Annotated in this window: 18 protein-coding genes and 2 rRNA genes; all 20 read left to right on the top strand. The window is 46.6% G+C overall.

Annotation, left to right across the window (positions count from 1 at the left end; translation table 11 throughout):
• Positions 1-169: 169 nt before the first annotated feature.
• A 23S ribosomal RNA gene (locus NSQ57_RS22250) occupies positions 170-3,098 on the top strand.
• A gap of 151 nt (positions 3,099-3,249) precedes the next feature.
• Positions 3,250-3,366: ribosomal RNA gene (gene rrf / locus NSQ57_RS22245) — 5S ribosomal RNA — on the top strand.
• A 163-nt stretch (positions 3,367-3,529) separates the two neighbouring features.
• Positions 3,530-4,717 (top strand): GNAT family N-acetyltransferase, encoded by a 1,188-nt coding sequence (locus NSQ57_RS22240; protein ID WP_342425307.1) that lies wholly within the window; start codon positions 3,530-3,532, stop codon positions 4,715-4,717.
• 537 nt (positions 4,718-5,254) lie between these two features.
• On the top strand, positions 5,255-5,719 hold the full coding sequence (locus tag NSQ57_RS22235) for a CtsR family transcriptional regulator (RefSeq protein ID WP_013312188.1): 465 nt from the start codon (positions 5,255-5,257) through the stop codon (positions 5,717-5,719).
• Between the two features lie 69 nt (positions 5,720-5,788).
• A complete protein-coding gene (locus NSQ57_RS22230; RefSeq protein ID WP_029514506.1) occupies positions 5,789-6,313 on the top strand; it encodes a UvrB/UvrC motif-containing protein in 525 nt (174 codons plus the stop codon).
• A gap of 28 nt (positions 6,314-6,341) precedes the next feature.
• Positions 6,342-7,406: a protein arginine kinase gene (locus NSQ57_RS22225; protein WP_340886521.1), complete on the top strand. Its 1,065-nt coding sequence runs from the start codon at positions 6,342-6,344 to the stop codon at positions 7,404-7,406.
• A gap of 44 nt (positions 7,407-7,450) precedes the next feature.
• Entirely contained in the window at positions 7,451-9,895 is a 2,445-nt protein-coding gene (clpC, locus tag NSQ57_RS22220) for an ATP-dependent protease ATP-binding subunit ClpC (protein ID WP_340933292.1), read from the top strand.
• A gap of 240 nt (positions 9,896-10,135) precedes the next feature.
• Positions 10,136-11,509 (top strand): DNA repair protein RadA, encoded by a 1,374-nt coding sequence (gene radA / locus NSQ57_RS22215; RefSeq protein ID WP_029514504.1) that lies wholly within the window; start codon positions 10,136-10,138, stop codon positions 11,507-11,509.
• A 12-nt stretch (positions 11,510-11,521) separates the two neighbouring features.
• The gene (gene disA, locus NSQ57_RS22210; RefSeq protein ID WP_013312183.1) at positions 11,522-12,598 is read left to right on the top strand and encodes a DNA integrity scanning diadenylate cyclase DisA; all 1,077 of its coding nucleotides are present in this window, start codon (positions 11,522-11,524) and stop codon (positions 12,596-12,598) included.
• Positions 12,599-12,652: 54 nt separating this feature from the next.
• Entirely contained in the window at positions 12,653-13,399 is a 747-nt protein-coding gene (gene pssA / locus NSQ57_RS22205; protein ID WP_069011498.1) for a CDP-diacylglycerol--serine O-phosphatidyltransferase, read from the top strand.
• A gap of 185 nt (positions 13,400-13,584) precedes the next feature.
• On the top strand, positions 13,585-14,670 hold the full coding sequence (locus NSQ57_RS22200) for a PIN/TRAM domain-containing protein (RefSeq protein ID WP_029514502.1): 1,086 nt from the start codon (positions 13,585-13,587) through the stop codon (positions 14,668-14,670).
• 70 nt (positions 14,671-14,740) lie between these two features.
• The gene (ispD, locus tag NSQ57_RS22195) at positions 14,741-15,439 is read left to right on the top strand and encodes a 2-C-methyl-D-erythritol 4-phosphate cytidylyltransferase (protein ID WP_029514501.1); all 699 of its coding nucleotides are present in this window, start codon (positions 14,741-14,743) and stop codon (positions 15,437-15,439) included.
• A complete protein-coding gene (ispF, locus tag NSQ57_RS22190) occupies positions 15,436-15,912 on the top strand; it encodes a 2-C-methyl-D-erythritol 2,4-cyclodiphosphate synthase (protein ID WP_025723806.1) in 477 nt (158 codons plus the stop codon). Before ispD ends, ispF begins: the two co-directional genes overlap by 4 nt.
• Before the next feature lie 39 nt (positions 15,913-15,951).
• Positions 15,952-17,412: a glutamate--tRNA ligase gene (gene gltX, locus NSQ57_RS22185; RefSeq protein ID WP_342425306.1), complete on the top strand. Its 1,461-nt coding sequence runs from the start codon at positions 15,952-15,954 to the stop codon at positions 17,410-17,412.
• 487 nt (positions 17,413-17,899) lie between these two features.
• Positions 17,900-18,580, top strand: coding sequence for a serine O-acetyltransferase (cysE, locus tag NSQ57_RS22180; protein WP_029514499.1), 681 nt, complete (start codon positions 17,900-17,902; stop codon positions 18,578-18,580).
• A 24-nt stretch (positions 18,581-18,604) separates the two neighbouring features.
• On the top strand, positions 18,605-20,008 hold the full coding sequence (gene cysS, locus NSQ57_RS22175; RefSeq protein ID WP_340933291.1) for a cysteine--tRNA ligase: 1,404 nt from the start codon (positions 18,605-18,607) through the stop codon (positions 20,006-20,008).
• Complete coding sequence (locus NSQ57_RS22170) at positions 20,005-20,460, top strand: ribonuclease III domain-containing protein (RefSeq protein WP_342425305.1); 456 nt, start codon at positions 20,005-20,007, stop codon at positions 20,458-20,460. Before cysS ends, NSQ57_RS22170 begins: the two co-directional genes overlap by 4 nt.
• Positions 20,461-20,518: 58 nt before the next feature.
• Positions 20,519-21,265, top strand: a complete 747-nt coding sequence (gene rlmB / locus NSQ57_RS22165) for a 23S rRNA (guanosine(2251)-2'-O)-methyltransferase RlmB (protein WP_013312173.1) — start codon at positions 20,519-20,521, stop codon at positions 21,263-21,265.
• Positions 21,266-21,269: 4 nt separating this feature from the next.
• Positions 21,270-21,791: an NYN domain-containing protein gene (locus tag NSQ57_RS22160; RefSeq protein WP_007432599.1), complete on the top strand. Its 522-nt coding sequence runs from the start codon at positions 21,270-21,272 to the stop codon at positions 21,789-21,791.
• A 162-nt stretch (positions 21,792-21,953) separates the two neighbouring features.
• Complete coding sequence (gene sigH / locus NSQ57_RS22155) at positions 21,954-22,598, top strand: RNA polymerase sporulation sigma factor SigH (protein WP_016324748.1); 645 nt, start codon at positions 21,954-21,956, stop codon at positions 22,596-22,598.
• Positions 22,599-22,784 lie beyond the last annotated feature (186 nt).

The raw sequence follows: 22,784 nt of genomic DNA, 5'->3' as shown, positions 1-22,784 counted from the left end.
ACCTTGAAAACTGGATACCGAAACGAATTTGCGTTTTAGAATATTCCTTTAAGCTGATCTTGTGTAAACAAGTGAAATAAAGGTAGCAGGTAAGGAAAGATCTTTTGCCTTTGGAAAAAATCATTCTTTATCGAACATCGACATTTTCTTTATTTGAAAGAAAAGTCTAGGTTAAGCTACAAAGAGCACACGGAGGATGCCTAGGCGCCAGGAGCCGACGAAGGACGTGGCGAACAACGATAAGGCCTCGGGGAGCTGTAAGCAAGCTTTGATCCGGGGATGTCCGAATGGGGAAACCCGGCTGTCTTCATCGACAGTCACTTTCTGCTGAATACATAGGCAGAATAGAGGCAGACCAGGGGAACTGAAACATCTAAGTACCCTGAGGAAGAGAAAACAATAGTGATTCCGTCAGTAGCGGCGAGCGAACGCGGATTAGCCCAAACCAAGGAGCTTGCTCCTTGGGGTTGTGGGACGTCTCACATGGAGTTACAAAGGAACCGGTTAGATGAAGAGGTCTGGAAAGGCCCGCCAGAGAAGGTAAAAGCCCTGTAGTTCAAAACTTGTTCTCTCCGAGACGGATCCCGAGTAGTGCGGGGCACGTGAAACCCCGTATGAATCCGGCAGGACCATCTGCCAAGGCTAAATACTCCCTGGCGACCGATAGTGAAGCAGTACCGTGAGGGAAAGGTGAAAAGCACCCCGGAAGGGGAGTGAAATAGATCCTGAAACCGTGTGCTTACAAGAAGTCAGAGCCCTATTTATGGGTGATGGCGTGCCTTTTGTAGAATGAACCGGCGAGTTACGTTCCCGTGCAAGGTTAAGGTGAAGAGCTGAAGCCGCAGCGAAAGCGAGTCTGAATAGGGCGAATGAGTACGTGGACGTAGACCCGAAACCGGGTGATCTACCCCTGTCCAGGGTGAAGGTGCGGTAACACGCACTGGAGGCCCGAACCCACGCATGTTGAAAAATGCGGGGATGAGGTGGGGGTAGCGGAGAAATTCCAATCGAACCCGGAGATAGCTGGTTCTCCCCGAAATAGCTTTAGGGCTAGCCTCGGAAAGAAGAATCGTGGAGGTAGAGCACTGATTGGGTGCGGGGCCCGCAAGGGTTACCAAGCTCAGTCAAACTCCGAATGCCATAGATTTAGTTCCGGGAGTCAGACAGTGAGTGCTAAGATCCATTGTCGAAAGGGAAACAGCCCAGACCATCAGCTAAGGTCCCCAAGTGTGTGTTAAGTGGGAAAGGATGTGGAGTTGCACAGACAACCAGGATGTTGGCTTAGAAGCAGCCACCATTGAAAGAGTGCGTAATAGCTCACTGGTCGAGTGACTCTGCGCCGAAAATGTAACGGGGCTAAACACACCACCGAAGCTATGGCTTGATGCTTTGCATCAGGGGTAGGGGAGCGTTGAATGCGGGTTGAAGGTGTACCGTAAGGAGCGCTGGACTGCATTCAAGTGAGAATGCCGGTATGAGTAACGAAAAGATCTGTGAGAATCAGATCCGCCGAAAGCCTAAGGGTTCCTGAGGAAGGTTCGTCCGCTCAGGGTAAGTCGGGACCTAAGGCGAGGCCGATAGGCGTAGTCGAAGGACAACAGGTCGAAATTCCTGTACCACCGTAATCCGTTATGAGCGATGGGGTGACGCAGTAGGGTAGTGACGTGGACTGATGGATGTCCGTCTAAGCAGTGAGGCTGATGTGTAGGCAAATCCGCATATCATTAAGGCTGGGCTGTGATGGGGAGCGAAAATTATAGTAGCGAAGGTCATGATCTCAGACTGCCAAGAAAAGCCTCTAGCCAGGAGAAGGTGCCCGTACCGCAAACCGACACAGGTAGGCGAGAAGAGAATTCTAAGGCGCGCGGAAGAACTCTCGTTAAGGAACTCGGCAAAATGACCCCGTAACTTCGGGAGAAGGGGTGCCTCGGTAGGGTGAATAGCCCGAGGGGGCCGCAGTGAAAAGGCCCAAGCGACTGTTTAGCAAAAACACAGGTCTGTGCGAAGCCGCAAGGCGAAGTATACGGGCTGACGCCTGCCCGGTGCTGGAAGGTTAAGGGGAGTGGTAAGCCCTTCGGGGCGAAGCTATGAACCGAAGCCCCAGTAAACGGCGGCCGTAACTATAACGGTCCTAAGGTAGCGAAATTCCTTGTCAGGTAAATTCTGACCCGCACGAATGGCGTAACGACTTGGGCGCTGTCTCAACGAGAGATCCGGTGAAATTTTAATACCTGTGAAGATGCAGGTTACCCGCGACAAGACGGAAAGACCCCATGGAGCTTTACTGCAGCTTGATATTGAATTTGGGTACGATCTGTACAGGATAGGTGGGAGCCGTCGAACTTTGAGCGCCAGCTTGAAGGGAGGCATCCTTGGGATACCACCCTGATCGTATCTAGGTTCTAACTTGGTACCGTAAACCGGTGCGAGGACAGTGTCAGGTGGGCAGTTTGACTGGGGCGGTCGCCTCCTAAAGAGTAACGGAGGCGCCCCAAGGTTCCCTCAGAATGGTTGGAAATCATTCGAAGAGTGCAAAGGCAGAAGGGAGCTTGACTGCGAGACCTACAAGTCGAGCAGGGACGAAAGTCGGGCTTAGTGATCCGGTGGTACCGCATGGAAGGGCCATCGCTCAACGGATAAAAGCTACCCTGGGGATAACAGGCTTATCTCCCCCAAGAGTCCACATCGACGGGGAGGTTTGGCACCTCGATGTCGGCTCATCGCATCCTGGGGCTGAAGTAGGTCCCAAGGGTTGGGCTGTTCGCCCATTAAAGCGGTACGCGAGCTGGGTTCAGAACGTCGTGAGACAGTTCGGTCCCTATCTGTCGTGGGCGTAGGAAATTTGAGAGGAGCTGTCCTTAGTACGAGAGGACCGGGATGGACGTACCGCTGGTGTACCAGTTGTTCCGCCAGGAGCACCGCTGGGTAGCTATGTACGGAAGGGATAAGCGCTGAAAGCATCTAAGCGTGAAGCCCCCCTCAAGATGAGATTTCCCAATTAGTAAGACCCCTTGAAGACGACGAGGTAGATAGGTTGGGGGTGGAAGTGCAGTAATGCATGGAGCTGACCAATACTAATCGGTCGAGGGCTTATCCTAAGATAAAACGCAAATGAGTTTCGGATCCAGTTTTCAGGGTGTAACCTTGAACGTATGTACAAGAGACATACGACAAGCGCATGGCTATTCATTCACACGATAAGTGATGAAGCGAATAACCGTACGATAGAATTTGCATAGCAAATTCATGTTTGGTGGCGATAGCGGAGGGGTTCCACACGTACCCATCCCGAACACGACCGTTAAGCCCTCCAGCGCCGATGGTACTTGGACCGCAGGGTCCTGGGAGAGTAGGACGTCGCCAAGCAAAAGTGAAAAGGATGATAATCTCAATGAGATTATCATCCTTTTTTATGCATTTTTAGATGGCCACCTGCTTCTAAGGTTGACAGAGAGAATGGGGTTTGCCACACTCTAAGTGTGTAATCTTTTTTATGGATGTCCAAGTATACGAGCGAGGTGATGAAGATATGGAGATCAGACAATTACAGCGTGAGGAATTTGAAGCGGCTATTGAATTATCTCAATATGCTTTTCAGTTTACAATGTCCCTAGAGGATCTGGAAAAGGCCAAGAAGAAATTCAAACCAGAACAAACATGGGGAATATTCGACGGACATGACTTAAATGCTAAACTGACTTTGTTACCGCTTCAGGTATACATAAATGGTCAGGTTTTTGATATGGGGGGCATTGCTGGTGTGGCGACGTGGCCAGAAAAGCGTCGCGGAGGCATGGTATCACGTTTATTGACGCATGCACTTGAAGAGATGAAGTCTGCGGGACAAAGTCTTTCTTTTTTGCATCCATTCTCCTTTGCCTTCTACCGTAAATTTGGATGGGAAACGTATACAGAGTACAAAAAATACGTCATTCCCATTGATAAATTCCCTGCAAAACTTAAAACAGAAGGTATAGTCAAACGCGATATCAAGGATATTTCAGAACTGGACCAAGTGTATCAAGCGTATGCATCTCGTTATAATGGCACGCTGGTACGAGATAAGGAATGGTGGCAAGAGCGGATTTTAAGTGAGAACTATCGAACTGCGGTATATTACTCAGAAACAGGCGATCCGCAAGGATATGCACTATACAAAATTGAAGATAAACAGTTGAATTGTGATGAGTTGGTATATGAAAATGAGACGGCTCGTCGGGCTTTATGGACTTATTTTGCAAATCATGACTCAATGATAACCCAAGGTAAATTTATTTACGTTCCAGCAGATGACAATTTGCCATTTTTACTTGATGATCCTCGAATTCAACAGGAAACTGTGCCTTATTTTATGGGGCGTATTGTGGATGCAGCTGCTTTTGTAGAAAGATTCCCTTTTGAACAGCTTGAAGAGGAAACAAGTTTAACCTTAAATCTGACAGATCGGTATGCTCCATGGAATGATGGATTATGGAGATTAACGATTACTACGGAGGGGCAAGGACATCTGGAGAGAGTGGATATAAGCAATTCATCTGAAAACGTCATAGTAGCTGACTTGAAACTTGGGATTCAGTCACTGACGACTCTGATGCTTGGCTATCAGCAGGCTGATGATCTGTATAAGTGGGAGCGGATTGAAGGGAGTAGTGAGTCTGTGTCTGCCCTTAAACGCGTAATACCAGTAAATCAAACGTTTTTATTAGATTTTTTCTGATAAAGGCCTATTTAGATCTTTTAAGCTCATCTTTCAGAGAATATAACTTGTGTGGTTATCATTATTTTCAAAACTCTTTCTGTAATGGGAAGAGTTTTTTTATGGTATTGTATAAAACATAATTAGATTGCGAAAAATGGTATTGACCCCTTGGCAAAAATGAATAATGTGCTATAATGTGAATATAGTCAAAGAAAGTCAAAGTCAATCAAACCTAGTGTGATTCTGTAAAAGTATTATGCTGATGGATTGGCCGTATGAAGTAATTTCGATAGTAAAGAAGCAAACGAGGATTGAAATGATTTGCGTATAGTTAGGAGCTGACTCTTATGAACATAAGAGAAGTGTATGATTAATCGCAAATAAAGGCCACACTAGAGACAAAACGGTACATTTCAATGAATGTAGAACAGGCAATAGCCTAAATACAGCTTAGATTCGTGACTTTACCGTTTGGTTAAGTTCAATATACGGCGGACTCTGTGGAGCGTGAAATGTACTTGAATACTTGCGTTTCCGTTAGTGGAGGATGATGAAATGCGCAATGTTTCCGATATTATTGAACAATATTTGAAGAGTATATTGCTGGAAAGTCCCCAAGGTTTAGTGGAGATTCAGCGTAATGATCTGGCTGACCGCTTTTCCTGCGTGCCGTCGCAAATTAATTATGTAATTAGCACCCGGTTTACGCTGGAAAAAGGCTATGTGGTGGAAAGTAAACGCGGTGGTGGAGGCTACATTCGTATTCAGCGAATTCAGCTACCCGCACAGCATGCCATCCATACACATCTTCATCAGAGCATCGGGGAGGAAATTAGCCAATCAGCAGCAGAAGGACTGATTTATCAGTTAGAGGAAGCCCATTTTTTAAGCAAAAGGGAAGCTAATCTAATGAAGGCTGCTTTATCGAGGGATACATTATTACTGAAGCTTCCCTATCGTGATCAACTGCGAGCAAGATTGCTTAAGGCTATGCTGATCTCATTGCTGGCGACCAAATAATGTGTGAATAGAGACTAATTTTTGGATGTAGGGTGGGTATTAAATCCTGACATTGAAGGAGGTGCTTTTATGCTGTGCCAAGAATGTAATATGCGGCCGGCAACTTTGCATTTCACCAAAATTGTGAATGGCGAAAAGACAGAGTTTCATATTTGTGAGACGTGTGCGAAGGAAAAAGGGGAGATGATCCCTGGAACACCTAACGGCTTTTCAATTCATAGCTTGCTGTCGGGGATGTTGGATTTTGACTCCAGTACAAAGAGCCAGTCACCAGGCCACAGTGGTCCGCAGAACCTGCAATGCAAGGATTGTGGCATGACCTATGCACAGTTTAGTAAGCTGGGACGTTTCGGATGCCCGTCGTGCTATCAATATTTTGATAATCGTCTGGACCCTCTGTTCAAGCGTGTGCATGGCAGTACGAATCATGTTGGTAAAGTTCCGGTTCGCACTGGTGGCCGACTGAAGGTTAAACGGCAAATTGACGATTTGAAAAAAGAGATGCAACAGCATATTGTACAGGAAGAGTTTGAATCAGCTGCTGAGCTTAGGGATCAAATCAGAGAGCTTGAAAAAGAAATGACTGAAGAGTAAAGTTTGTGAAGAGTAGGAGGGATGCGTAATGCCCAATGTTCGGTTTACGGAGAAGCCGCTAAGTGACTGGATGCGTGGTGATGCTGCGGATTCGGAGATTGTCATTAGCAGCCGGGTAAGAATTGCGCGTAACTTGCAGCATCTGCCTTTTCCCATGCTTGCTACCAATCAGCAGTCGGCAGAAGCACTTCAGCGCTTGACGGATATCCTTCAGTATGATGATTTAGGCGGTTTTGGTACTTTTCATACGTTGAAAATATCCGAGTTGGATGAGATCGACAAGAAGGTGCTGGTTGAGAAGCATTTGATTAGTCCTAATTTGGCGAACGAATCTCGTAACGGTGCTGTCTTAATTAGCGATGATGAATCGGTTAGTGTTATGATAAACGAAGAGGATCATCTGCGTATCCAGTGCTTATATCCGGGATGTCAGGTTAGAGAAGCTTGGGAACGCGCTATGGTTATTGATGATGCATTTGAAGCGCATGTTGATTATGCATTTGATGATCGGAGAGGTTTTCTAACCAGTTGTCCAACGAATGTCGGCACAGGTATGAGAGCTTCGGTGATGATGCATTTGCCCGCATTAGTCATGACTCATCAAATCAATCGTATATTGTCTGCTGTTTCACAGGTAGGTCTTACAGTTCGCGGCATTTACGGTGAAGGCAGCGAAGCGGTCGGAAATTTGTTTCAGGTGTCTAATCAGATTACACTGGGACAAACCGAAGCGGAGATTATTGAGAATCTACATGGCGTGGTGCTACAAATTATTGAGCACGAGCGTTCTGCCAGAGAAAGGCTAATGAATGAATCTATGCTGCGAATTACAGATCGGGTGATGCGTTCATTCGGTATTTTGTCGTATGCAGCAGTATTGGATTCCAAGGAGGCTGCACAGCGGCTGTCTGATGTACGTCTTGGCGTAGATTTGGGGATTTTGGAGCGTCCTTCCACCGCAGCGATGAATGAGCTGAATGTGATGACACAACCCGGGTTCCTGCAAAAAAGCTTTGGGGATAAAATGAATACCGAAGAGCGCGATATGTACCGGGCGAAGCTGATCCGGCAAAAATTAGGCACAACCCTTTAATATATAAAATGATCTGAAATACACACTGTGGAGGTGCAGGATATATGATGTTTGGAAGATTTACGGAACGTGCACAGAAAGTGCTTGCTTTGGCTCAGGAAGAAGCAGTTCGATTGGGACACAACAACATTGGTACAGAGCACATTTTGCTAGGCCTCATTCGTGAAGGTGAAGGAATAGCAGCGAAAGCCTTAATCGGTTTGGGCCTGGGACTGGAAAAAATCCAGGATGAAGTGGAAACGTTGATTGGACGCGGTCAAGAGCAACCGACGAACATTGCCTATACTCCACGTGCCAAAAAAGTCATCGAACTGTCTATGGATGAAGCCCGCAAACTGGGCCATACCTATGTAGGTACAGAACATATTTTGCTTGGTCTTATTCGTGAAGGCGAAGGCGTAGCAGCACGCGTACTGAACAACCTGGGCATCAGTCTGAACAAAGCGCGTCAGCAAGTGCTTCAATTGCTCGGCAGCAGCGAGGCTGTTTCCAGCCATCACGGTGCTCCAGCTAATGTCAGCACGCCAACCCTGGACAGTCTGGCACGCGATCTGACGGCATCTGCGAAGGAAAACAACCTGGACCCTGTTATTGGGCGTAGCAAGGAAATTGAACGCGTAATTCAGGTGCTCAGCCGCCGTACAAAGAACAATCCGGTTCTGATTGGTGAGCCTGGGGTAGGTAAAACGGCGATTGCCGAAGGATTGGCTCAAAAAATCATAGCGAATGAGATTCCCGAAACATTGCGCGACAAGCGCGTAATGACACTGGATATGGGCTCTGTGGTAGCAGGCACCAAGTATCGTGGCGAATTCGAGGATCGTTTGAAAAAAATTATGGACGAGATTCGTCAAGCGGGTAATATCGTGTTGTTCATTGATGAGCTGCATACGCTGATTGGTGCTGGTGGAGCGGAAGGCGCAATTGATGCGTCCAACATCCTGAAACCTGCTCTAGCACGTGGCGAGCTGCAATGCATCGGTGCGACCACGCTGGATGAATACCGCAAATATATTGAGAAAGATGCTGCTTTGGAGCGTCGCTTTCAACCCATTACAGTGGATCAACCTTCTCCAGAAGAGGCGATTCAAATTCTGTATGGTCTGCGTGACCGTTACGAAGCGCATCACCGTGTAAAGATCACAGATGAGGCTATTGAAGCAGCCGTAAAATTGTCAGATCGTTATATCACTGATCGCTTCCTGCCAGATAAGGCTATTGACCTTATTGATGAAGCGGGCTCCAAAGTAAGACTGAATTCTTACACTGTACCGCCAAACCTGAAACAGCTGGAAAACCGTCTGGAAGATATCCGGAAGGAAAAGGATTCAGCGGTACAAAGTCAGGAGTTTGAAAAAGCGGCAGCCCTGCGTGATACAGAGCAAAAAATCCGTGAAGAGCTAGACGTGACCAAAAACCAATGGAAAGAACAACAGGGTCGTACAGATTCTGAAGTTACACCAGAGGATATCGCTCAAGTCGTTGCAATCTGGACAGGTGTTCCAGTCAGCAAGCTGAAAGAGGAAGAAACACACCGCTTGTTGAATATGGAAGAGTTGCTGCATGAGCGGGTAATCGGACAGGACGAAGCAGTTAAGGCAGTAAGCCGGGCGATTCGCCGGGCACGTGCCGGACTGAAAGATCCGAAGCGTCCAATTGGGTCCTTTATTTTCCTCGGTCCAACTGGGGTGGGTAAAACAGAGTTGGCACGCGCCTTGGCTGAATCCATGTTTGGAGATGAAAATGCGGTTATCCGTATTGATATGTCTGAATATATGGAGAAACACTCCACGTCCCGTCTGGTAGGAGCGCCTCCAGGGTACGTTGGATATGAGGAAGGCGGTCAACTGACCGAGAAGGTACGTCGTAAGCCTTACTCTGTTGTATTGCTGGATGAAATTGAAAAAGCACACCCAGAAGTATTCAATATTCTTCTGCAAGTACTGGAAGACGGTCGTCTGACAGATTCCAAAGGTCGTGTCGTTGATTTCCGTAATACACTCATCATCCTAACATCAAATGTTGGTGCACAGGCGATTAAACGTAACTCCACGCTTGGCTTTACAGCTGTAGTGGACGCTGGAGCGGATTACGATAATATGAAGGGCAAAGTGATGGATGAGCTGAAGAAAAGCTTCCGTCCTGAGTTCTTGAACCGGATTGATGAAATTATCGTTTTCCATTCTCTCGAAGAAAAACATATTGCTGAAATTGTGTCACTCATGTCTGAGGAGCTGCGTAAACGCCTGAATGAGTATGAGGTTGACTTCGAGTTGACAGACAACGCTAAAAAATTCCTTGCGAAGGAAGGCTTTGATCCAGCGTATGGTGCGCGTCCATTGCGTCGTGCAATCCAGAAGCATATCGAAGATCGCCTGTCCGAGGAATTGTTGACTGGCAACATTACTAAAGGTGACTCTCTCTTCATTGATGAGGAGAACGGTACATTGACTGTAACCAAAAAGGATAATGTATCTGCCAAGTCCTAAAGCAGTTTACTAAATAAACAGTAGAAAAGGGTGTCTCGCAGGCTGGAAAGCTATTGCGAAGGCACCCTTTTTGTGTATAAAACACGGTGAAAAGGTTGGGTAAATGCTTTGGGAAAGTTTGTGATATTGCTTTACGTCCGCCAAGCTTCAATGGTAAACTTTTATTGTTACAGCTCTTTCTGGGCTGTATGAACATAAATTTGACATCATCGTCGTCAATAAGGAGCCAAGGAACAAAGTATGGCTAAAGTGAAAACTAAGTTTTCCTGTACGGAATGTGGTTATGAATCGCCCAAATGGTACGGAAAATGTCCTGGATGCCAGGCATGGAATTCCATGGTCGAAGAAACAGAAAGCGTTGTAAAAACTCAAGGAATGGGGTCTTCCCTTCTTACTCATAGCACAAAAGACAAGCCACTCCCTATTATAGAGGTGGAGAGCGGTAAAGAAGCACGAATTTTGACGGGAATTGGCGAATTGAATCGAGTACTCGGTGGAGGTGTGGTGCCGGGTTCACTCGTTTTGGTGGGCGGTGATCCGGGAATCGGTAAATCTACGCTTATGCTGCAAACATCTAATGAGCTGGCTTTAACTGGTTTAAAGGTGCTGTACGTGTCTGGTGAGGAATCTGTCCGTCAAACGAAACTACGTGCAGATCGACTCGGTGCCTTGTCCCCCAGCCTATACGTATTATGTGAGACGAATTTGGAGACGATTGAAGAAGCGGTGGACAGCTTGAAGCCGGAATTTTTGGTCATCGACTCGATACAGACTGTATATTTGCCTGAGGTGACGAGTGCACCAGGTAGTGTGGCTCAGGTGCGAGAGTGTACTTCACGCTTTATGCGAATTGCCAAGGGGCTAGGTATTGCTACGGTATTGGTAGGACATGTGACCAAGGAAGGGGCCATTGCAGGTCCGCGTTTGTTGGAACATATGGTTGATTGTGTACTTTATTTTGAAGGAGAGCGTCACCATACGTATCGGCTTTTGCGTGCAGTTAAAAATCGTTTTGGTTCTACAAATGAAATTGGTATTTTTGAAATGGCTGAAAGCGGTTTGCGTGAGGTTTCGAATCCTTCTGAACTATTCCTGTCTGAACGGCCACTGGGGGTGGCAGGTTCTACTGTTGTAGCCAGTATGGAAGGAACCCGACCTGTATTGGTTGAACTGCAAGCATTGATTGCAGCTACACATTTTCCATCTCCACGCCGAATGGGCACAGGAGTCGACCATCATCGAATGGGATTAATCATAGCCGTGCTAGAAAAGCGGATGGGCATGTTTTTGCAAAACCAGGACGCTTATCTCAACGTAGCCGGAGGCGTGAAGTTGGATGAACCGGCGGTGGATTTGGCTATAGCTGTGAGCATTGCTTCCAGCTTTAGGGATGCTCCTACAAAGCCGTATGATGTGATTTTTGGCGAGGTGGGACTGACAGGTGAGGTGCGCGCGGTATCCCGAGCAGAACAGCGAGTACGAGAAGCGGAGAAACTAGGTTTCAAACGGGTGATCATGCCGGAGAAAAGCTTGAAGGGTTGGACACATCCGAAAGGGATACAAATTATAGGAGTAGGAACGGTGGCAGATGCACTAGCAGCCGCATTAGATTAGGGGGCATTGAGAATGAAAGAAGCGAGCCAACTGGATAAAATGAACGATTTGCTGCGGCTTGTGGCACCGGGAACTCCCTTTCGCGACGGGTTGGAAAACGTTTTGCGTGCCAAAACGGGTGCTCTTCTGGTCGTTGGCTATAGCCCAGAAGTTATGGAAGTCGTGGATGGCGGTTTCTCCATCAATTGTGATTTTTCACCGAACTATTTATATGAGTTGGCTAAAATGGACGGCGCAATCATATTAAGCGAGGATTTAAAACGAATTTTATATGCCAATACGCAACTGATTCCGGACTCCTCCATTTCTTCAATTGAAACAGGAATTCGGCACCGGACAGCAGAACGAGTTGCAAAGCAGACTGGCAAATTAGTTGTGTCTATTTCCCAGCGGCGTAATATTATTACCTTGTATCAGGGGACATTACGGTATGCGCTCAAGGAAATCGGGGTTATTTTAACGAAAGCCAATCAGGCTATTCAGACGTTAGAAAAATATAGATCTGTGTTGGGGCAAGCCTCTACGAATTTGACAGCATCTGAATTTGAAGAGCTGGTTACCATGCCGGAGGTCGTTAATGTCATCCAACGGATCGAAATGGTGCTGCGCATCAAAATGGAGATCAAACGATTTATTAACGAGCTCGGAAATGAGGGCCGTCTAATTAGTATGCAGATGGAAGAGCTTGTCAGCAATATTGAGGAAGAAGCATGGTTGTTGTATAAGGATTATGCCAAAGACGATAGCGACGAAAAGATTCGTGAAATTATATTGGGACTCAAACGTTCTACGGACGACGAATTGTTGGATGTGAATCATATTGTACGTTTACTAGGCTACCCTTCTTCAGCTGCGACATCAGAGGAGTATATTGCTGCACGCGGCTATCGGGTACTGAACAAGATACCGCGTTTACCGAATGTGATTATTCATAATCTGGTAGAGCGGTTTGGACGTTTTCCACATGTCATCACAGCAACGATAGAAGAACTGGATGAAGTGGATGGTATTGGAGAGGTTCGTGCGCGTACGATTAAAGAAGGTCTTAAACGTTTGCAGGAACAAGTTTTCATTGACAGGCAAATGTAAATGTAATACAGTGAAAGGATTATAATGGAACAATTCATACATTGAGGTGAAGAGATGATTACCAAATCAATTCCGAACTTGTGTACCTTAGGTAACTTGTTTCTCGGAATGATCGCCATTTTATTGGCTGTAGACGGAAAATACAGTCTTGCCGCTATTATGGTTATTGTCGCCATGTTGTTGGACGGACTGGATGGAAGAATGGCCCGGGTCCTGAATGCCCAAAGCGAATTCGGTAAAGAACTGGACTCCTTATCAGATATGATATCTTTTGGTGTTGCTCCCGCAGTTATTATGTACATGGTTGCTTTTCATGATGCGAATTCGGCTCTCGCTTGGACGGTTACTGCCATTTTCCCGATGTGCGGAGCGTTGCGTTTGGCTCGATTTAACGTACGTCCTGGTGTACCAGGTTATTTTACGGGTCTACCAATTCCGGCAGCAGGTGGCGTATTAGCCACTTTGTCCTTATTCCATAACGATATTTCTTTGTTATACATGTCGATTGCCATGTTGCTGGTCTCTTATTTGATGGTCAGCTCCATGAAATATCCAAATTTTAAAAAGGTTGGCCTCCCGAAAAAAGCAATTTGGGTGGCTCCATGGGTCGTAATTGCAGCGGTGGTGTTGGCTGTTAAATTCCCTGACCAGCTGTCGAAGCTGATTTTTGTGCCACTGGTGCTGTATGCATTGTATGGTATGAAGCTGAACATTCGTAAACTATCACGCAGACGTGGGCGTGATCGGGATCGTTCCAGTCAGGAAGAACAGGACGATCAATATCGTCATTCACAGCGGTAGTATCAAGCAAGTATAAGCATTTATTTCCTTGAATTATTTCAAGGAGATAAATGCTTTTTTTATGCATAAAAAGTGAAAACACAGGGTTAGTTATGTGGGAAATGGATCATACTGGTAAGAGAAATGCTATGTATCCAATAAATAGCAGACTAATGAAAAGAAAATAAAGGAGGTATAGAGATTCAATGTGGAGAAAGGCTATTTTAACTTTTACAGGATTGTGCGGAGCATGGTTTGGCTATACGTTATACCAGCGGGTAGGGGGCATTGTATCGTGGATGCCAGAATGGTTGAGTGATGGGTCTTTACCGGGAATGGTTGTTTGGATGATGGCGGGAGCAGTGTTATTTATGGCCGGGTGCTCATTCGCAGGAGCATCCGTGGCGAACCGGTTGCAACAGGGCATTGAAGGCTTGGTACGAATTCCGATGAACGAGATGATGGCAGGTGTGATTGGTTTAGCGGTGGGATTGATACTTTCCTTAGCAGTCTATCCGCTTTTTTCATGGTTGGGGGCCCCGGGTCAACTTATCCAGACGGCTGTTACCGTGATATGTGGATATGTGGGATTGATGGTTGGACTAGAAAAGCGGGACGAGCTGTCATCCTTTTGGAGTTCTGGCTTTTTTGGTCGGGGAACGGGTGCAGAAGAACGCAAGCTGGAGGAACATAAAATTTTGGACACCAGCGTCATTATAGATGGGCGTATTGCAGATATCTGCAAGACAGGTTTTATTGAAGGAACGATTGTGATTCCTGAATTTGTGTTAGAGGAGCTTCAGCATATTGCAGATTCATCAGATTTACTTAAGCGTAATCGTGGACGACGGGGCCTGGATATTTTGAATAAAATCCAAAAAGAGCTGGATGTGAATGTGCTCATTTACGAAGGTGATTTTGAGGAAATTTCAGAGGTTGACAGTAAGTTGGTCAAGCTGGCAAAGGTGTTACAGGGTAAAGTTGTAACTAACGATTTTAACCTGAATAAAGTATGCGAACTGCAAGGTGTATCAGTGCTGAATATTAACGATTTGGCGAATGCAGTGAAGCCTGTCGTACTACCCGGTGAGGAAATTATGGTGCAGATTATTAAAGACGGCAAGGAGCATGGGCAGGGTGTAGCCTATCTGGATGATGGTACGATGATTGTTGTGGAAGGCGGACGTGACTATATTGGCTCTCTTATGGAGGTGCTGGTCACGAGTGTACTTCAGACCTCTGCCGGACGTATGATCTTTGCCAAACCGAAATTATTGGAAAAAGCTCAATAAACGCGGTATGATGAAGTAGATGTGTTATCATACGGATCGTCCAAGTGCGATCAGGGCAGGAGTTATTTGAATGAACAATCGGGTAGGAGTTGTCATTGTGGCAGCAGGGCGCGGCTCCCGTATGGGGACGCAGGAGAGCAAGCAATTTCTGCTTTTGCGGGACAAGCCCATCTTCATACATACACTTGAAATATTCGCAGCTATGCCCGAAGTGGATGAAATGGTGATGGTGACTGGGACAGCAGATGTGGAACGCTGCCGAGATTGGATTCATCAATACAAAATCGGTAAAAATGTACGGGTGGTAGCTGGTGGCAGTGAACGCCAGCATTCGGTCTATCGCGGTCTGCGCCACTTACAAGCGGATTGGGTGATGGTGCATGATGGTGTGCGTCCACTCATTCAACCTGAGCTTGTACGTTCATGCCTTGAGGCAGCCCAGCGTACTGGTGCTTCTGTAGCGGCAGTACCTGTAAAGGATACGGTCAAGCAAGTGAACGGGGATGGTATCATTACAGCAACGCCGGATCGCCGAAGTCTGTGGAGTATTCAAACGCCACAGACTTTTCGTCTTTCCGATCTGCTGCGAGCCTATGAGGAAGCGGAGCAGTCGAGATTCTTGGGAACAGATGATTCTATGCTGATAGAGCGGCTAGGCATTCCGGTTACTGTCGTTCAAGGCAGCTACAAGAACATCAAAATTACTACACCGGAGGATTTGGATATGGCGGCGCTATGGGTGAAAACAGAGGGAGAGGATATCAAATGATCAGAGTGGGACAAGGATTTGACGTCCACCAGCTGGTGGAAGGAAGGCCATGCATCATCGGAGGTGTGAATATTCCGTATGAAAAAGGTTTATTGGGCCATTCCGATGCAGACGTACTGCTGCATGCCATTAGCGATGCTATCCTGGGCGCGCTTGGCTTGGGAGACATCGGGAAGCATTTTCCAGATAATGACCCAGAATTTAAGGATGCTGACAGTCTTAAGCTACTGGAGCATGTGTGGGGGCTAGCTAAAGAGCGAGGATATCGCTTGGGGAATATCGATTCTACGATTATCGCACAAAAGCCCAAAATGGCATCGTATATTCCGCAGATGAATGAAGTCATCGCTCGGGCGCTGGAAGCAGAGGAGCTATCCCAGGTGAACGTCAAGGCGACCACGACAGAGCAACTCGGGTTTCCCGGCCGGGGTGAAGGAATCGCGGCTCAATCGGTTGTCTGTCTTATCAAGTAAATGCTATCATCTTGAGTAATTCAATTTGGAGGAGATTATATGAGCACGGAAGTTCGTGTACGTTATGCACCAAGCCCTACAGGGCATCTGCACATTGGAAATGCCAGAACGGCATTATTTAATTATTTGTTTGCCCGCAATCAAGGTGGGAAATTTATTATTCGTATCGAAGACACAGATGTGAAGCGCAATATTGAGGGCGGAGAAGAAAGCCAACTTAAATATTTGAAATGGTTGGGTATGGACTGGGATGAGAGCGTAGACGTGGGAGGAGAGTTTGGACCTTATCGTCAGACTGAACGCTTGGACATATATAAAACATACTGGCAGGATTTGCTGGATCGTGGTTTGGCTTACCGCTGTTACTGCACTGAAGAAGAGCTGGAGCGCGAGCGTGAAGAGCAGACGGCACGTGGGGAGACACCGCGCTATTCTGGAAAACATCGTGATCTAACAGAAGAACAGTGCCAGGCATTTGAAGCAGAGGGCCGTGTACCAAGTATTCGTTTTCGTGTACCGGAAGATCGTGAATATACGTTTGACGATATCGTTAAAGGACAAATTACGTTCAATTCCAAGGAAAGCGGCGATTTTGTTATCGTCAAAAAAGACGGTATTCCGACATATAACTTCGCTGTATCAGTTGACGATTATTTGATGAAAATATCGCATGTACTACGGGGCGAAGACCATGTTTCCAATACACCGCGGCAGTTGATGATCTTTGAAGCTCTCGGGTGGGAACCGCCACGCTTCGGTCATATGACGCTGATTGTAGGTGAGGATCACAAAAAGCTCAGTAAACGTAACGAATCCATTATTCAGTTTATGGAGCAGTATGACAAGTTGGGCTATTTGCCAGAAGCTATATTCAACTTCATCGCACTGCTGGGTTGGTCCCCAGAAGGCGAAGAAGAGATCTATGATCGGGAACAACTGATTTCGATTTTCGATCCTAATCGTTTGTCCAAAAGTCCAGCTGTGTTTGATACAAATAAGCTTGCTTATTTGAACAATCACTATATTAAAAAGGCTGATCCTGAGCGAATTGCCAGCATGGCGATTCCACATCTCCAGACAGCGGGGCTGTTGCCTACTGAGCTGTCTGCGGAACAACTGGATTGGGCTAAGGCCCTTGTTCGCTTATACCAGGAACAGATGACATCTGCGTCCGATATTGTAACGTTGTCTGAGTTGTTTTTCCGTTCACATCTGGAACTGGATGCTGAAGCAGCAGCTGTATTGGCCGAAGAGCAGGTTCCTGAGGTACTTAGAGCTTTTGCAGGTAAAGTTGAAACGAGTGAGGAATTTACAGCTCCACAAATGGCTAAGCTGATCAAAGAAGTTCAAAAGGAAACCGGTTTTAAGGGGAAACAATTATTCATGCCGATTCGTGTGGCTCTTACAGGCCAAACGCATGGACGGGATCTGAATGAAACTATCTTTTTGCTTGGACGTGACAAGGTACTGGATCGTCTCAAGGCACAAATTAAAGGCTGATATTTCTTGTCAATTTGTTGTCTTTTCGCTATAATGACTCCATTGATACGGATTGATATTTACGTGTAAAGGCTGCGAACAGGAGAAGTACACTGCATAAGGGCATCTGCCAGAGAGGACGGTCGAGGGGAAACCCCAGGCTGAGAGCCGTCCAGTTGACCTGCGGAGGAAATGCGCCTGGGAGCCGTGCGCCCGAACCCTCATTAGCATCAAATGCTGATGTGACAAGGGCGTGCCGATTCGTTCCCGTTACAGGACGCCAAAGACGGATTATCTGCTTTTTATGCAGCAGATATGTTCGAAAGCAGAGTGGGACCACGTTCATGCGTCTCTGCAGCTTAGGCTGCGGAGGCGCTTTTTCTTTTTTATCAGACTCAGACTCGTTATAGATAGAAAAATGTCGAAGAGTGCTGGTGGATGCGAAAATTGGCGGAACGTGAAGTGTTGTGATGATGCGGCAAGGATATGAAGGGAATAGGAGGGCGACATGTTCAGACATTTCAAATCCGACATTCAGACTGTTTTGGATAATGATCCGGCCGCCCGGAGTAAGCTGGAGGTCATTTTTACGTATTCCGGTGTTCATGCCCTTTGGGCACACCGAATCGCACATTGGTTTTATTTGCGAAACTGGTGTACTCTAGCCCGTGTTATATCCCAGGTATCAAGGTTTATGACAGGCATTGAAATTCATCCTGGCGCTCGTATCGGAGATCGGCTGTTCATTGACCATGGCATGGGAGTTGTCATCGGGGAAACCTGTGAGATTGGCGACGATGTCGTATTGTATCAGGGGGTCACACTCGGCGGGACTGGGAAAGAGAAAGGGAAGCGCCATCCGACCATTGGGAATAATGTTGTTATCGGCTCTGGTGCGAAGATATTAGGCTCTTTCACGATTGGGGCACAATCCAACATTGGCTCTAATTCGGTTGTGCTCAAAGAAGTTCCACCAAACAGTACGGTGGTGGGCATCCCGGGGCGAGTTGTCAGACAGGATGGTAGGCGTCCAGACCGACTTAGTCATCAGTTGCCTGATCCGGTTGTGGATTCTATGCGAGAGCTTCAACGGGAAATAGAACGTTTGCGTGCAGAAATGTCTGATTTGAAGGATGGGGCATCCGCTCAGAAACATCAGGTGGCCCAAGAGAATACATTAGAAAAATGATTTTCATGAGGGAGGAACATAACAATGCCGCTTCAAATTTATAATACAATGACGAGGAGTCGGGAGCCTTTTGTGCCACTGGAGCCTGGAAAGGTTAAAATGTATGTATGCGGTCCTACCGTGTATGATTACATTCATATTGGCAATGCACGACCTGTAATTGTATTTGATGTGGTGCGTAGCTACCTGGAGTACTTGGGCTATGATGTAAACTATGTGGTGAATTTTACGGATGTCGATGATAAACTAATCCGCAAAGCTCGGGAACTTGACATGAATGTTTCGGCAGTTGCTGAGAAATTTATTGCTGCCTACCATGAGGATCTGACAGGATTGAATGTTCCTGCTGCCAGTATGAACCCTCGTGTAACAGAGAGCATGGATCTGATTATTGATTTTATTAAGGAATTGGTAGACAAAGACTATGCCTATGAGAATGATGGCGACGTGTTCTATCGGACCAAAAAGTTCAAAGATTACGGACAACTGTCAGGTCAAAATCTGGAAGAGCTTCAGTTCGGAATTCGTATCAATGTGGATGAACGCAAGGAAAATGCCGAGGACTTTGTACTCTGGAAGGCAGCGAAGCCGGGCGAAATTCATTGGTCGAGCCCTTGGGGAAATGGACGACCAGGCTGGCATATCGAATGCTCTGCTATGGCTCGCCATTATTTGGGGGATACACTGGATATTCATGGGGGCGGACAGGATCTGCAATTTCCGCATCATGAATGTGAATGCGCACAATCCGAAGTGATTACAGGTAAGCCATTATCCCGCTACTGGATGCATAACGGATATATTCGCATAGATAATGAAAAAATGTCGAAATCACTCGGTAATGGTATTTTAGTTAAAGATTTGCGCGCTCATCACAAGCCTGAGGCTATACGTTATTTTATGTTGTCGACGCATTACCGAAATCCGTTAAACTACAACCAAGAGACTATGAGTCAGGCGGAGAACAGTGTCGAACGGGTCGCCAATGCAGTTGCCAATGTGAAGCATCGTTTAGCTAATGCGCTGAAAGGTAATGAGGGAGTATCGACGGAACTGCAAACGAAGCTCGACGGAATTTTGCAGCAGTTTGGCGAAAAAATGAATGATGATTTCAACACACCTGATGCGATTACTGCTGTATTCGATTGGGTTAGCGAAGCAAACCATTTGTTGCAACGAGATGTCGTACATCAGGCAGAATTACAAGCTGTATTGCATACCTTTCATTCGATGAATAACGTGCTTCGCATTTATTCGGAGCCGAGTGAAGAGTTGCTGGATGACGAAATTGAGCAGTTAATTGCAGAACGTGTCGAAGCTCGTAAGACCAGAAATTGGGGTAGAGCTGACGAAATTCGCGATCTGTTGGCTGCAAAAGGCATTGTGCTTGAAGATACGGCGCAGGGGATGCGGTGGCGGCGAAAATGAATGATAAGCCACTGAACTCAGGAGCATCGGAAGGTACGGGGAACTGGTTCCCGTACCCTGCGTCCAAGCCAGCACGTTTGATGCCTCCCATTGCACTAGCTTACATTGGTGATGCAGTGTACGAGGTAGCTGTCCGGCAATATTTGTTGGCACAGCCTAACCTGCGTCCAAATCATCTGCATCGGCGAGCCACAGGGCTAGTCTCCGCCAAGGCGCAGAGTCGCATGTTAGGGCTATTGGAAAATGTACTGACGGAAGAAGAACGCGATATTGTCCGACAAGGAAGAAATGCTAAATCAGGAAGTTTGCCCAAAAATGCTGATGTGCTTGAGTATCGGCACGCCACTGCACTGGAGGGGTTGATTGGATCTCTTTATTGTGATGGACATTTGGACAGATTAAGAGAGTTGATTACGTACGGAATTGCACAAATGGAAAATACAGGAAAATAATAAATGGGAATGGACTGGATGGAACAAGTATCAGCCGTTTCCCGGGAGGAAGCTAGAGATGGAAGAAGAATGGATTGCCGGTAAGCATTCGGTAACGGAGGCATTGCGTTCAGGCAGAACAATAAATAAAATTTGGATTGCGGATAATGCGCAAAAACATTTGACACTGCCGATTACAGCTGAGGCGAAAAAAGCAGGAATTATTGTTTTGCAGGTGGACAAGCGTAAGCTGGATCAAATGGTTCCGGGCATTCAACATCAGGGAGTGGTCGCGCAAGCTGCGCCTTTTGCCTATGTTGAAGTGGAAGAATTGCTCGCAACTGCTCGTGATAAGGGAGAAGAGCCGTTTTTGATTTTGCTGGATGAGATTGAAGACCCTCATAATTTGGGCTCCATCCTTCGTACAGCGGACTGTACTGGAGCGCATGGTGTTATTGTGCCGAAAAGGCGTTCTGCAGCTGTAACTGTAACGGTGTCCAAAACATCGGCAGGTGCTGTGGAGTACGTTCCGGTGGCGCGTGTAAACAATCTGGGACAAACCATTGATCGTCTTAAAGAAGAAGGTGTATGGGTAGTTGGCACGGATGTTACAGCGACAGACCCTGTCTTTGGGAATGGAGTATTCACGGGACCAGTAGCCATTGTCATTGGTAACGAAAATAAAGGTATGGGCCGTTTGATTCGTGAGAAATGCGATGTACTCGTCAAGCTGCCAATGGCGGGGCAAATTAATTCCCTTAATGCTTCTGTAGCTGCAGGTGTTGTCATGTACGAAGTATTGCGCGGACGACAGGCACGGGGCTAACGATATGGCTGACACGCGGGATGTTCTGCTTGTGGACGGTTACAACATGATTGGAGCCTGGCCCGAACTTTCCGCACTGGTACAATCTGGTATGCAGGAAGCGAGGGACAGACTTCTTGAACGACTGGCGGATCATCAGGCGTATTCCGGCAGAAGAGTCATCGTCGTATTTGATGCTTACAGGGTGCCAGGATTAGGTAAAACTTTTGCTCAGAGCAAAGTCCAGATTTATTTTACCAGAGAAAAAGAAACTGCTGATGAGTGCATCGAGCGATTGGTTCGGGAGCTGAGCAGTAAAAGAAGAAGTATTTACGTAGCGACAAGCGATCAGGTAGAGCAACATGTCGCATTTGGGCAAGGTGCACTTAGGGTGTCGGCGCGAGAATTACTGATCGAGATTGAGGAATCCGAAAGAGAAGTGCAGAAGCGAATCCAGCAGGATAGTGCTAAATTGTCCCGTAACTCGCTAGATGCCAAACTGAGCCCGGAGCTTCGAAAGTTGTTTGAACGATGGAGAAGAGAATAAACCAATAATTGGACGCCACTCCATTTTGAAACCATTGACAATTTTGTTAGCGCTCTTCTTTTTTAGGTTGTTGTGGTTGACGGTATTAGGTTACATCGCGTATACTTGTCGTATATTTGAGAGAGTAACGGGTACCTTGCGTTGCAGCCGGAGGGATTGTTAGTGAGTGTGGACCTCAAGGATATCATGTTGTCAAAGTTTGATTACAAAAATGATGAAGACATTGTCGGAGCAGTCCATGAAGGTGATGGGGAAGCGCTGGAGTTTCTGATCAACAAATACCGGAACTTTGTGCGGGCCAAGGCCAGATCCTACTTCCTGATTGGTGCTGATCGCGAGGATATTATTCAGGAGGGTATGATTGGTCTCTACAAATCCATTCGTGATTTTAAGGGAGACAAGCTTGCTTCGTTCAAGGCTTTCGCCGAGTTGTGCATTACACGACAGATTATTACGGCAATTAAGACGGCTACACGACAAAAGCACATCCCTCTGAACTCTTACGTGTCTCTGGACAAGCCCATCTATGATGAAGAGTCAGACCGGACGTTGCTCGATGTGATTTGCGGAACACAAGTAAGTGACCCTGAAGAGCTGATCATCAATCAGGAAGAATTTGTGGGCCTTGAGGACAAGATGTCCGAGATTCTGAGCGAACTGGAACGCAAGGTACTTATGTTGTATCTGGACGGACGTTCGTATCAGGAGATTGCAGAGGATCTTGACCGCCATGTGAAATCCATTGATAACGCGCTGCAACGGGTCAAGCGTAAACTTGAAAAGTATCTGGAAGTAAGAGATAGTTGAAAGTAGAGGCTGACAGGGAAAAAGGCTCGAGTCCGAGTCTTTTTTTATTCGTTATAGGTAGGCTATGCAGGTTTATAAGTGTTACAAATGATTTATACTAAAAAAGACGAATAATAGATATCGCCTTGATTTTTGAAGCGGCTTTTCAGAGAACAGTTTAAAAGGATGCACAGATGTTAAAATGCA

Origin of the sequence: Paenibacillus sp. FSL L8-0502 (assembly GCF_038593055.1) — a bacterium.
GTDB classification, from domain to species: Bacteria; Bacillota; Bacilli; order Paenibacillales; family Paenibacillaceae; genus Paenibacillus; species Paenibacillus polymyxa_D.
This window is presented reverse-complemented; position numbering and strand designations above follow the sequence as displayed.